The organism is Actinomyces sp. SKVG-SVH-4(1), assembly GCF_048514265.1.
In the GTDB taxonomy this organism is placed as follows: Bacteria; Actinomycetota; Actinomycetes; order Actinomycetales; family Actinomycetaceae; genus Actinomyces; species Actinomyces oris.
Genome location: NZ_JBGEVE010000021.1, coordinates 1 through 11,617, shown reverse-complemented (window position 1 = coordinate 11,617; position 11,617 = coordinate 1). Strand labels below are relative to the sequence as shown.

Annotated in this window: 11 protein-coding genes; 4 read left to right on the top strand and 7 right to left on the bottom strand. The window is 70.3% G+C overall.

What is annotated here, in order from left to right:
- Positions 1-41: 41 nt before the first annotated feature.
- Both AB7V09_RS12470 and AB7V09_RS12465 read right to left on the bottom strand, forming a co-directional pair.
- Entirely contained in the window at positions 42-1,568 is a 1,527-nt protein-coding gene (locus tag AB7V09_RS12470; RefSeq protein WP_419143950.1) for a phospholipase D-like domain-containing protein, read from the bottom strand.
- A gap of 425 nt (positions 1,569-1,993) precedes the next feature.
- Entirely contained in the window at positions 1,994-3,109 is a 1,116-nt protein-coding gene (locus AB7V09_RS12465) for a hemagglutinin (RefSeq protein WP_314919311.1), read from the bottom strand.
- Between the two features lie 151 nt (positions 3,110-3,260).
- Between AB7V09_RS12465 and AB7V09_RS12460 the strand changes: the two genes are divergently transcribed.
- The 3 genes from AB7V09_RS12460 to AB7V09_RS12450 all read left to right on the top strand — a co-directional run bounded on the left by AB7V09_RS12460 (position 3,261) and on the right by AB7V09_RS12450 (position 5,046).
- A complete protein-coding gene (locus AB7V09_RS12460; protein ID WP_309343684.1) occupies positions 3,261-3,815 on the top strand; it encodes a SprT-like domain-containing protein in 555 nt (184 codons plus the stop codon).
- Between the two features lie 38 nt (positions 3,816-3,853).
- Positions 3,854-4,183 carry a heavy metal-binding domain-containing protein gene (locus AB7V09_RS12455; RefSeq protein ID WP_003787857.1) on the top strand — a complete coding sequence of 110 codons (330 nt, stop codon included), beginning with the start codon at positions 3,854-3,856 and terminating at the stop codon, positions 4,181-4,183.
- A 437-nt stretch (positions 4,184-4,620) separates the two neighbouring features.
- A complete protein-coding gene (locus tag AB7V09_RS12450) occupies positions 4,621-5,046 on the top strand; it encodes a DUF2218 domain-containing protein (RefSeq protein WP_419143949.1) in 426 nt (141 codons plus the stop codon).
- Positions 5,047-5,562: 516 nt separating this feature from the next.
- Here AB7V09_RS12450 and AB7V09_RS12445 read toward each other — a convergent pair.
- From AB7V09_RS12445 to AB7V09_RS12425, 5 genes are all read right to left on the bottom strand, one after another.
- Positions 5,563-7,008, bottom strand: a complete 1,446-nt coding sequence (locus AB7V09_RS12445; RefSeq protein ID WP_419143948.1) for an MFS transporter — start codon at positions 7,006-7,008, stop codon at positions 5,563-5,565.
- A gap of 61 nt (positions 7,009-7,069) precedes the next feature.
- Positions 7,070-7,915, bottom strand: coding sequence for an IspD/TarI family cytidylyltransferase (locus AB7V09_RS12440; protein WP_419143947.1), 846 nt, complete (start codon positions 7,913-7,915; stop codon positions 7,070-7,072).
- Positions 7,916-7,962: 47 nt separating this feature from the next.
- Positions 7,963-8,445: a CarD family transcriptional regulator gene (locus tag AB7V09_RS12435; protein WP_003779424.1), complete on the bottom strand. Its 483-nt coding sequence runs from the start codon at positions 8,443-8,445 to the stop codon at positions 7,963-7,965.
- A 143-nt stretch (positions 8,446-8,588) separates the two neighbouring features.
- The gene (locus tag AB7V09_RS12430; RefSeq protein ID WP_043537685.1) at positions 8,589-9,320 is read right to left on the bottom strand and encodes a response regulator transcription factor; all 732 of its coding nucleotides are present in this window, start codon (positions 9,318-9,320) and stop codon (positions 8,589-8,591) included.
- A gap of 71 nt (positions 9,321-9,391) precedes the next feature.
- Positions 9,392-10,627: a sensor histidine kinase gene (locus AB7V09_RS12425; protein ID WP_419143946.1), complete on the bottom strand. Its 1,236-nt coding sequence runs from the start codon at positions 10,625-10,627 to the stop codon at positions 9,392-9,394.
- Between the two features lie 202 nt (positions 10,628-10,829).
- On the opposite strand from AB7V09_RS12425, the gene phoU reads away from it, so the two are divergent.
- Positions 10,830-11,510: a phosphate signaling complex protein PhoU gene (gene phoU, locus AB7V09_RS12420; RefSeq protein WP_003787867.1), complete on the top strand. Its 681-nt coding sequence runs from the start codon at positions 10,830-10,832 to the stop codon at positions 11,508-11,510.
- The last annotated feature ends 107 nt before the right edge of the window (positions 11,511-11,617 follow it).

Sequence of the window (11,617 nt, the reverse complement as noted above, 5' to 3'; positions counted from 1 at the left end):
TCCCGGCGCTTTGCTCGTCGAGGCACCCAGCCTCGCCCCCGCTACAGCACGGCGGACATGAGGCGGCAGACGTTGTCCACGTAGCGGTTGTACCAGGGCTCGGTGGCCCACAGCTCGGGGGTCAGCTCGGTACAGGCGGCCCGGTAGGCGGCGTCGTTGTTGCGCAGCAGGTCGTCGAGGTCCCCTCCGAAGGCCAGCAGCATGACCTCGTAGTTGAGGGCGAAGGAACGGAAGTCCATGTTGGAGGAGCCGATGACCCCGACCTCGTCGTCGACCGTCATGTACTTCGAGTGCAGGACGATCGGCGAGGGGTAGAGGTAGATCCGCACCCCCGCCGCCAGGAGCGCCGAGTAGTAGGAGCGCTGGGCGTGACTGACGATGAACTGGTCGGACTCCTTGCCCACGAACAGCTCGACCTCCACCCCCCGGTAAGCGGCCGACGTCATCGCAGCCAGCAGTGCCTCGTCGGGAATGAAGTAGGGGCTGGTGATGGACACGCGCCGCTTGGCCCCGTGGATGAGGGCCAGGAACATCCGCAGGTTCGGCTCGGTGGGGTAGCCCGGCCCGGAGGGAACGAGCTGCATGGCGTTGACGACGGCGTCCGGACGCCCGGGCCTGGGGGCCGGCGTGCCCACCGGGATTCCCGGCAGCCCCGCCATCTCCGGCAGGGTCTCGGCCGGCGTCCCCAGCGCCAGATCGAAGGCCTCGAGCTGCTCGCCGGCCTCGAAGAACCAGTCCATGGCGAAGACGGCCTGGGCCTCCAGGACGATCTCTCCGGTGACCTCCACCGACAGGTCCTCCCAGCGGCGCCCGGCCCGCACGTTGCGCCGGGTCCGGTAGGAGGGGTCGATGACGTTGTGGCTGCCGATGAAGCCTCTCTCGCCGTCGATGACCAGGATCTTGCGGTGGTTGCGCAGGTCCGGGCGGCGCCAGCGGCGTTTGAGCGGCAGCAGCGGCATCATGAGGCGCCAGCGGATACCGGCGTCGGTCATGCGCTGGCAGAACTGCTTCCAGCCGGGGTACTTGCGGCTGCCCAGGTGGTCCAGGAGGAGGCGCACCGTGACGCCGCGGGCCACCGCGCGCTCCAGGGCGGTGAAGAAGACGTCGGTGACCTCATCCCAGCTCATGATGTAGAACTCGACGTGGATGTGATCGGTGGCGGAGTCAATGGCTCGGGCCATGGCCTCGTAGGTGCTGCGGGGATCGGCGTGGACGGCCACCACTTCGCCGCTGACGCAGGGCAGGCCGGTGAGCCGGCGGTTCATGCGCAGTGCCCCGGCCAGGTAGGTCGAGGGCCGGGCGCCCTTGGGCAGGTCGGGCATGGAGCGGGTGTAGTCGAGGGTGATCTCGTTGACGGTGTGCTGCTGGCGGCGACGCGTGCCGTGGACCCACGGGCTGCCGATGAGCAGGTAGAGCGGGAGCCCCACGAGGGGCAGCAGGAAGATGAGCAGCAGCCAGGCGGTCGACGACGACGGGCGGCGGTTCTCCGGAACCGTGCCCAGCGCGGCGATCTTGATGAGGTACTCGATGACGACCCAGGTGGTCGCCAGTACCGGCGGCAGCGTCATGCTCGCATCATGTCATGCCCGCCGACTGGTCCCCGCAAAAACGCCTGGGCGCGGACCGGATGGTCCTACGCCCAGGCACTGCGAAGGCCCGCCCCGGTTCACCACCGGGTCGGGCCCTTCGCAACGAGGTCGCTTACCGGTTCCCATTCGGCAGCGGGTCCTCCTTCACCGAAACGTCCGAGCACATTCCCTTGGCTGTGGCCCAGACTCAGTGGTGGCCGGTCAGTGGTACTCCCCAGTACCTCACGGTCGCCACCGTTCAGCGGTGACTATGACTCTGCCGATGCTGTCTGAGAGAAGCCTGGAAATCGCGCATCTAAATGATGACGCTTGGTGACGATATGGTCACGACCTCCCGGGCGCGCTGACAGCCTCCCTCACATCCCTTGAAATACTGCGGAATCCACCCCTGCGTGTGGGCGCCCTCAGGCCGACGTCGGAGCGCCGAAGAGGGTCTTGAAGTAGCCGTAGAAGTTCCAGTTGCCCCATGAGGTGCACTGGTCCCCGCCATGGGCGGCGGCCTCATTGGGCTGGAAGGGCGTGTAGTTGTACAGGCCCGCTGTCGCCTGGTTGGCCACCGTCACCTCACCGCTGCCGCACTGAGCGTCGGGCGAGTAGGCGATCCGTGTGGGCCGCTGGGCCACGACGTCGTAGCCACCCGGGTCGAGACGATAGCGATGGAACTGGGAGGCCGCCCCGTAGAGCTGGGAGGGGAAGCCGGCCCACTGGGGGTCGCAGGCCCCGTGGTCGGGACAGGCGTAGCCGGCAGCGGCCTCGTAGTCGCGTGCGCTCAGGCTCGAACCGGAGGCGGTGAGCAGCCCTTGCTCCTTGTGAATGAGGACCAGGAGCACCTGGGGGTTGATGTCGCAGGCCTGGGAGACCTGCCAGATGACGTCGGCCGCGCTGGCGCCGGAGGCGGCCTCGATGCCTCCGGGACAGAAGGTGCTGGCCTGGCGGGCCGGCACGGAGAAGGTGGCGCCGGCCAGGCACGTGGTGCCGTCACTGCCCGGCTGGCAGCCGGCGTTGACGCGGGTGAGAAAGGCGGCGATCTCCTCGCGTGTCATGGCCTGGGAGTCGTAGAAGACCTCGTCATCGATGATGCGGGCGGCGTTGAAGCCGCTGGCGTCGGGCACCAGGGGCGCGGGAGCAGAAGGTGTGCCGGTATCAGTGGCCTTGCCCCACCCCAGCGCGAGGCCGCTGAGCGAGGAACCAGTGGCACGCAGCACGATGAGTCCCACCAGGAGCGTGGCCAGGAAGGCTGCCAGGACGACGCCGATCGGGCTTCTCAGGAAGGACTGAACGGAACCGCTGCGCCCCCGCCCCCGTCCGGCACCGGCGCGCAGGAGCCCGAGGCGCCCACGGCCGCCTCGACTCCCCTTTGCCTTCCTGGGGCGCTGACTCGCATCCTCCCGCCGGGCGCGGTCAGTGCCGCGCTGCGCGGCCGGGCGGGCGCTGCGCGGAGCTCGTGCGGGCTGGGGCGAGCCGGTTCCTGCGGTGCTTCGTTGGGGCCGCGGACGTCGGCCGGAGGGATGGTGGGACATCGGCGCCATCGTGTCACATCACGGGCAGATGCACGGCCCGAAGCGGCCCGGGCCTCCCGCGGCGAGTGTCCGATCAGGAGCCGACGGGAGGCGATGCGCCCCACAGCGCCGCCGTCGGCCGGGCGAGTCGGCCGTCGCATACCGTGGGGCCGTGAATCTGCCCGACGTCCTGAGCCTGGCGCGCTCCCTCATGGAGGAGGCCGACGTCGGGGAGTGGGACCTGGCCTTCGACCGGGCGCGTCGGCGGGCCGGCCAGACGGATCATGCTCGACGTCGGATCACGCTCAGCCGCCATCTCATGAGCCTGTACGACGAGGCCCAGGTCCGCGAGACGGTCCTGCACGAGATCGCCCACGCCCGCGTCGGCCCCCGCCACGGGCACGACGCCGTCTGGGCCGCCGAGGCGACCCGGTTGGGGGCGACGGGCCGCAGGCTCATTGACGCTCAGGCCCCGCGGCTCCGGGGACGCTGGGTGGGCAGGTGCCCGGCAGGCCACGAGGTGGACCGCATGCGCCGTCCGGCCTCACCCGTCTCGTGCTCGCGCTGTGCCCCTCGATTCAGCCTGGAGCACCTCCTGGCGTGGAGCCTCGACGGCGAGCCCGTCCCCCATGAGCGGATCAGCAAGCGCTACAGCCGCCTCCTGAGGCTGGCTCATATCCAACCACCGGACGATCCCGCAGGCCCCTCCAGGACACTATCGTCCTGACCACCACCATCGCCGACCACCCCGTGAAGGAGCATCTCATGATCGTCACCACCACCCCCACCGTCGAGGGATACCCCGTCACCCAGTACCTGCGAGTCGTCTGCGGTGAGACCGTCGCAGGAGTCAACTTCCTCAAGGACATGGCCGCGGGGTTCCGAAACTTCGTGGGAGGCCGTTCCCAGTCCTACGAGGAAGAGCTGATCCAGGCCCGGGAGACGGCCCTGGCGGAAATGGTGCAGCGCGCCCAGGAGCTCGGCGCTGAAGGCGTCGTCGGCGTCGACCTCGACTACGAGACGCTGGGGACGGACAACGGCATGCTCATGGTGACCGCCTCAGGCACCGCCGTGCGGTTCTCCCCCGTCTCCTGAGCGGAACTGAGCCCCACCCCCTCTCAGGGGAAGGCTTGAGTCACCGAAACAACCCGCCCGCGAATTTCCCAGATTTTTCCCAGGGATCTGCCCCTCGTCCTCACAGGGTGAGGGCGTTACATAGTAGTCACCGCCGGACAGGGACGGTCTTGAGGGTTGGGGAGCCCGATGACAGATCGCTCCTCTGAGATGGAGTCGGGTCATAGGGAGCCTGGCGTCATCGTTCCGGCGAAGGAGGAACCGCCTCCTCGGGTGCATGGGACCCCGGGTCGCAGGTGGGACCTCGCGAGGCTTGGGCCCGCGGTTCGGACTTCCGAACCGCGGGCCGAGTCCTTTCTCGGCCCCGTCGGTATGCCCCGTCCAGCTTTCCATCCCGCTCTCCCGCTCTCAGAGAACTCGTGGGGACCGCGGCCGACCAGGCGCGTCAGGATAAGGGCATGACTGACTCCGCCGACACAGCACAGCCCGTCTTCTCCCATCGCTCCACTGCTCGGGTGAGCACGGACCGCCCCTCCCGCTACGGCAAGCAGCTGGCCGCCCACATGGGCCGCAAGATCACCACCACGTGGGATGAGGCCTCCCAGACCGGCTCCCTGACCTTCGACCGCGAGGGGGCCGCCACCGGCGTCGTCGAGCTCTCCTGTCACGATGACATCCTCCAGCTCGACCTGGCTGCCGACGACGCGCACCTCGAGCGCCTCGAGCAGGTCACTGGAATCCACCTGGCCCGCTTCGGCGCCAAGGAGGGGCTCGTCGTGAGCTGGCTCCGTCAGGACGGGAGCCCCGGGACCACTCAGGGGCCGCTGACTCCGGAGGATCTCGAGCGCATGCGCGCCGAGCGCGAGGCCCGCCAGGGAAAGTAGGGCCGGCCCAGGGGTGAGGCCGCCCGGCCTCACCACCAAGGCCCCGCGGAGTCACGCTCGTCAGCAGCCCAGTGTCCACAGTGCTGACATTAAAGGCGTACCGGCGCTGCACGCCGGAGAGAAACCCTAGTATTCCAACGATCCCCGCTGGGCGCGCCGACGTCGGGCCCCCTAATGTCAGCGCTGTGGACACCGGGACGCGCAGGAGCGAGAGTCCGGGGTTCGTACGATAGAGCCCGGCGCCCCCGTCACAGGTCCGCCCCCACCGTCCCCTGCCCGTCGCCTGCACTGGGGCCCGGAGGCTATGACTCGACGCCGGCTCCGCTTTGAGCCCCGCCCCGAGTCGCCCTACTCCACGAGGGTCGGGATCCACTGGCCAAGGGTTGTGCGTACTGCACGAAGGCCCCGCCTACCACCAGTACACCCAACCCTCCTCCAGTAGCACCCCACCCTCGTGCAGTGCGCGCCAGACGCAGCAGGATCGGGAGCGACGGCGGTCTACGCGGCCTACGTGGTCTACGCGGCCGACTCCTGCTCGGCGACGGGGTTGCCCACACGCAGCATGAGGAGCAGACCCGTGGCCAGCACGGCGACGATCCCGAGGATCCCCCAGTAGTTCGCGCCCGGCCCGACAATGCGCGTCCCCAGGTAGATGAAGATGCCGTACATCGCGGGCGCCATGAAGGACACCGCGCGCCCGGTGGTCGCGTAGAGCCCGAAGATCTCGCCCTCCTGTCCCTCGGGGATGAGCCGGGCCAGGAAGGATCGAGCAGCCGACTGGGCCGGCCCCACGCAGGCCGACAGCAGCAGGCCCAGCACCCAGAAGGCCACGGTCCCGGCGGAGTGCAGGAAGAACACCAGCAGCCCGGCCACCACCAGGATGATGAGGCTGGCCATGATGACGTTGCGCGGCCCGAAGCGGTCATCGAGCCGCCCGGCCCAGATGGTGGCGATGCCGGCCACGATGTTGGCCACGATGGCGAAGATGATGACGTCGCCCGATGAGAAGCCGAAGGTGTTCTGGGCGATGATGCCGCCGTAGGTGAAGACCCCGGCCAGCCCGTCCCTGAAGACGGCGGCGGCCAGCAGGAACCACAGCAGGCGCGGCTGGAAGTGGTGCAGCTGGAGTAGGGTGCGCCACAGCAGCTTGTAGGAGGTCAGGATCGACTCCTTGCGCCTGCCCTGGTGGGAGACGGCCTCTACCGGCTCGGCCTCCATGGCGGCCCGGTCCCGTCCCGGCTCAGCGGTCGCCATCCCCTCGCTGACCTCCGCGACGTGCTCGGCGTGAGAGCGCCCGAGCCTGCGGGAGCGGTTGATGAGGACGGGAAGGGCGGACAGGCCGAACCAGGCCGCCGACACGAGCATGGCGACGCGTACCCCCATCCCGCTTCCGGCCGCGAAGGAGACCAGGGGGCTCGGCCCCACGAGAGCGACGTAGAGGATGAGCAGCAGGACGATGCCGCCGAGGTAGCCCATCCCCCACCCCAGCCCGCTGACGGCACCAATGCGGTCCTTGGAGGCCAGGTGGTTGAGGATGGCGTTGTAGTTGACCGAGGCCAGCTCGAAGAAGATGTTGCCGACCCCCAGCAGGACGATGCCGAACCACAGGTAGCCGGGCTCGGGCCGCACCAGGAACAGGGCCGCCGAGACCGCCACCACCACCGCGGTGTAGCCCCCGAGCCAGAAGACGGTCCGCCCACCCCGATCCGAGCGCTGCCCGGTCACCGGCGCCAGCAGGGCGATGAACAGGCCGGCGATGGCCAGCCCGAGGGACAGCGCCGACTCGTTGTCCGCCTTGGCCCCGAAGGAGTCGCTGACCAGGTAGACGGTGAAGACGAAGGTGGTGATGACCGCGTTGAAGGCCGCCGACCCCCAGTCCCACAGGCCCCAGGCGATGACGGGCCAGGACAGGAGCCGGGTGCGGGAGCCGGCCTGCGTCGGAGCAGTCACTGTCGTGCTCATGGAAGAGACGATAGAGCCATCCGGGCCGGCGGCGGTACCGAAAGGGAAACAGACCTCATCGTCAGTTCTCCCCACCGGTCCCGGCAGGGCGCTCCCCCTGAGCGGACTGCCGCTCCAGGAGCAGCTCGGCCAGGGCCAGATCCATTGGCGTGGTCACCTTCATGGCGCGCTCGTCACCAGCAACGACGACGACGCTGCCGCCGCAGGCCTCAACGAGGCCGGCGTCGTCGGAGGCGGCGAGCGCCTCGTCCCCGGCCCGCTCGGCGCCGGCGCGGTGGGCGGCGACGAGCACGGAAGTCTCGAAGCCCTGCGGGGTCTGGACCGCCCGGAGCCGGTCGCGTCGGGGGGTGCCGACGACGGGCTCGGGCTCCCCCACCGGGCGGGTCTCGACCTGCTTGACCGTGTCGGTCACGGGCAGCGCCGGGACCACGGCCTCGTGCCCGGCCCGCACGGCCGCGACCACCCGCTGCGTCACCTCCGGCGGCGTCAGCGCCCGTGCGGCGTCGTGGACGATGACGACGTCGGCCTGCGGCACGGCGGCCAGGGCCGCTGCGAGCCCGAGGGCCACAGAGGCCTGTCGGGAACGGGGTGATCCGGCAACGACCTCGATCCCAGGGCGCCGGCCCGCCGAGGCCCCGACCGATCCGTCCGGCAGGCCCGCGAGCTCGGCGCGGAACCGGTCGACCTCCTCAGCGGGGGCGGTGACGACGACGTGGCTGACAACCCCCGAGGCGATGAGCCCGGCCGCCGCCCGCCGCAGGAGGCTGACGCCGCCCACCGGGACGAGGGCCTTGGGGACCCCAGCGCCCAGGCGGGAGCCGGAGCCCGCTGCAGTGAGAACGGCGACCGCCCCACCCGGAGCGGACTCGGGCGGGGCGGATGCTTGGGATGAAGGGCTGGTGCTCACGGGCAGGACGCTACCGCGTCCCCGACGCCCTGAGCACGAGCGCTGCGTTAGGAGGCGAGGACCTCGTCCAGGCGGGACTCGGCCTCCTCCTCAGGGGTCTTCTGGGCCAGGGCCAGTTCGGAGACGAGAATCTGGCGGGCCTTGGCGAGCATGCGCTTCTCGCCGGCGGACAGGCCGCGGTCCGTGTCCCGGCGGGAGAGGTCCCGCACGACCTCGGCGACCTTGATGACGTCCCCGGAGGCGATCTTCTCCTGGTTGGCCTTGAAACGGCGAGACCAGTTGGTGGGCTCCTCGGTCAGCGGCGCCCGCAGCACCTCGAAGACCTTTTCCAAACCGGTCTCATCAACCACATCACGGACGCCGATGAGCTCAACGCTTTCGGCTGGAACCAAGATGGTCAGGTCACCCTGGGCCACCTCGAGCTGCAGATACGTCTTCTCCTCACCGCGTACCTTGCGCTGCCGGATGTCAATGATCCGGGCGGCCCCGTGGTGCGGGTAGACGACAGTCTCACCGACTTCATAGGTCATAAGGATGACTCTCCAGACTGGTTTGCGGACCTCTAGTTTATCAGGTCATTCCGCGCAAAGATCGGGGACGTATCTCACAGAGGTCACGGCGGGCACGGCCCGGGACCGGGGGTGAGAACTGCGCCGCCACCCGCACTGGAGAATCAGTGCTCCGAATCCCCATCCAGGCGATAGCCGAGCCCCCTGACCGTGGTGATGAGAACCGGTTTGGAGGCGTCGGCCTCAATCCGGCCCCGGAGCCGTTTGATATGGACGTCCAGAGTTTTCGTGTCGCCCTCATAATCGGGCCCCCACAGGCGCTCCAGGATCTGGCTGCGGGTGAGCACACGGCCGGGGTGACGCAGAAACAGCTCGAGGAGCTCGAACTCCCGCAGCGGCATGGCGACCACCTCGCCGTCGACCCTGACCTCATGGCGCTCGACGTCCATCCGCACCCCGCCGGCGACCAGCACCGGCTCGGGCTCCGGGGCGGCCGCGCGGCTACGGCGCAGAACCGCCTTGAGGCGCGCCAAGAGCTCCCGGTAGGAGTAGGGCTTGGTGACGTAGTCGTCGGCCCCGATCTCCAGGCCGACGATCTTGTCCAGCTCGGTGTCCTTGGCGGTGAGCATGATGACCGGCACGGAGGAGGAGCGCCGGATCCGGGTGCACACCTCCGTCCCGTCCAGGCGGGGCAGCATGAGGTCCAGCAGGACCAGATCAATGGGGCCGACCCCGCCGGGGCGCCGGGAGGCCTCGAAGATCTCGACGGCGCGCTGGCCGTCCTCGGCCTCGACCACCTCGAAGCCGTCGCGCCGCAGCCCGTAGGCGAGCGGGTCGCGGAAGTTCTCCTCGTCCTCGACCAGGAGGATCCGCGTCGGGCCGCCCACCGCCGTCATCGACGACGCGGCCAGTGCGCCGGAGGGCGCAGACGGCCCCGAGCCCGACGCCGCGGAGCGCTCCGCCGGGCTCATGACCCGCTCCCGGGGGCAACCTCCGCCGCGGCTTGGGCGGGCTCGTCCTGGGCCGACCCAGCCCCGACCGACTCACCCTCCACCGGTTCGCCCTCACCCAGACGCGGCAGCACGAGGGTGAAGGTGGAGCCGCGCCCCGGGGCGGACCACAGCTCGACGGTGCCGCCGTGGTCGGCGGCCACGTGCTTGACGATGCTCAGACCCAGGCCGGTGCCACCGGTGGCGCGCGAGCGGGCCTTGTCCACGCGGTAGAAGCGCTCGAAGACGCGCTCCTGCTCCTCCTTGGGGATGCCGATGCCCTGGTCGACCACGGCGATGCGCACGATGTCGGGGTCCTCCGCGTCCAGCGAGACGCCCACCGAGACCCGGGTGCGCGGCTCGGAGTAGCGGATGGCGTTGTCCAGCAGGTTGCGCACGGCGGTGGTGATGAGGGCGGCGTCGCCACGCACCCGCAGTCCCTTGGTACCACCGGCCACGAGGGTGATCTGGCGGCCGTCGGCCTCGACGCGCACCCGGTCCACGGCCTCGGCGACGACGTCGTCGACGTCAACGACCTCCGGCTCAGCCAGGGCGTCGCCCTCCTGGAGGCGGGTGAGCTCGATGATCTCCTGGACCAGGACGCCCAGGCGGCGGGCCTCCTTGCGCATACGCCCGGAGTAGTCGCGCACGAAGTCGGGGTCGTCGGCGCCCGCCTCGACGGTCTCGGCCAGCAGCTGGATCGCGCCGACCGGGGTCTTGAGCTCGTGGGAGACGTTGGCGACGAAGTCGCGGCGCATGGCCTCGACCCGGCGGGCGGCGGTGTGGTCCTCAATGAGGATGAGCACACGCCCCTGGCCGATGCCGGCCACCCGCACCTGCAGGTGGAACTGGCCCGCGCCCGCCACCCGCCCCCGGGCCACGGTGACGGCCGCGTCCTGCGCCTGGCCCGAGGCCCGCACCCGCCCCACCATCGCCACCACGGTCGGCTCGATGACGGCGTCGTCGCGCACGATGTTGAAGGTGTAGGCCGATGCCGAGGCGCGCAGGACCTCGTCGTCGTCATCGAGGACGACGACGGTCGAGCGCAGCGCCGCCAGCACCGGGACTGCCGTATCGGTCCCGGCCAGTCCGGCCAGGTCGGCGGCGCTCGTGGCCGCCCGGCGCTCGCGCCGGGACAGCGCGACACCGATCGCCACCCCCAGGCACGTGAGAGCGGTGGCAGCAAGGAGGACAACGGTGACGGTCAGACCCACGCCTCCAGGGTAGTTGAGTCCTCAGAGCGTCCACCGGCCGGCCCCGCCTGTGGGCGTGCCGCTTGCGGCGGAGTCGCGGGGCTGCTGTGCTTGGGGACAACATCCTTGGCGGCGGCCTCGGCGGGATCGTCGAGCCGCACCACCGAGCCACCTCACCGACCGGCCCGAACCATCGGTCCTCGCCCCGAACAGGAGCAGCCTCATGCGCGCCATCTTCAACCAGGAGCTCAAGCAGCTGGGCTCCGACCTCGAGTCCATGGCCAACCAGGTCGCCACCGCGATCGAGCGGGCCGCGGAGTCCCTGCGCCAGGGGGACATCGTCATCGCCGAGCAGGTGATCGACGCCGACGAGCGCATCAACGACCTCCAGCGCGACATCGACGACCTGTGCGTCATGTTGCTGGCCCGTCAGCAGCCGGTGGCCGGGGACCTGCGCAACGTCCTGTCCGCGCTGCGCATGGCTCAGACCCTGGAGCGCCAGGGCGACCTGGCCCGCCACGTGGCGGCCATCGCCCGCGGTCGCTACCCCGAGCCGCCGCTGCCCGAGCCGGTCCTGGGGCTCATCCTGGAGATGGCGGACCTGGCGGTGCGCGCCGGCAAGGACGTCGCCCGTCTCATCTCGACGCGGGACCTGGAGCTGGCCTCCGTCATTCAGACCAACGACGCCGAGCTCGACGCCCTGCACCGCCGCTCCTTCCAGATGATCCTGGACCCGGCTCACGACCTGAGCCGCCAGCAGGTCATCGACGCCGTCCTCATGGGTCGCTTCCTGGAGCGCTTCGGCGACCACTCCACGTCGGTGGCCAGCCGCGTGGCCTACCTCGTCTCGGGCGCCTCCATGCCCGAGACGCATGACGCCGAGGACGCCGACGCGCTCCACTGAGCACCGGAACCAATGACGCGGGCGGGGGGAGGGGGGGGGGGGGGGGGGGGGAGGAGCGGGAGGGGAGGGGGGGGGGGGGGGGGGGGGGGGGGCGGTTATCCTGTGTG

What these genes read in the sequence shown, in the direction of transcription:
- AB7V09_RS12470 (WP_419143950.1), bottom strand. Translation starts at nt 1,568, where the DNA reads ATGACGCTGCCGCCGGTACTGGCGACCACCTGGGTCGTCATCGAGTAC.
- AB7V09_RS12465 (WP_314919311.1), bottom strand. Translation starts at nt 3,109, where the DNA reads ATGTCCCACCATCCCTCCGGCCGACGTCCGCGGCCCCAACGAAGCACC.
- AB7V09_RS12455 (WP_003787857.1), top strand. Translation starts at nt 3,854, where the DNA reads ATGATCGTCACCACCACCCCCACCGTCGAGGGATACCCCGTCACCCAG.
- AB7V09_RS12450 (WP_419143949.1), top strand. Translation starts at nt 4,621, where the DNA reads ATGACTGACTCCGCCGACACAGCACAGCCCGTCTTCTCCCATCGCTCC.
- AB7V09_RS12445 (WP_419143948.1), bottom strand. Translation starts at nt 7,008, where the DNA reads ATGAGCACGACAGTGACTGCTCCGACGCAGGCCGGCTCCCGCACCCGG.
- AB7V09_RS12435 (WP_003779424.1), bottom strand. Translation starts at nt 8,445, where the DNA reads ATGACCTATGAAGTCGGTGAGACTGTCGTCTACCCGCACCACGGGGCC.
- AB7V09_RS12430 (WP_043537685.1), bottom strand. Translation starts at nt 9,320, where the DNA reads ATGACGGCGGTGGGCGGCCCGACGCGGATCCTCCTGGTCGAGGACGAG.
- phoU (WP_003787867.1), top strand. Translation starts at nt 10,830, where the DNA reads ATGCGCGCCATCTTCAACCAGGAGCTCAAGCAGCTGGGCTCCGACCTC.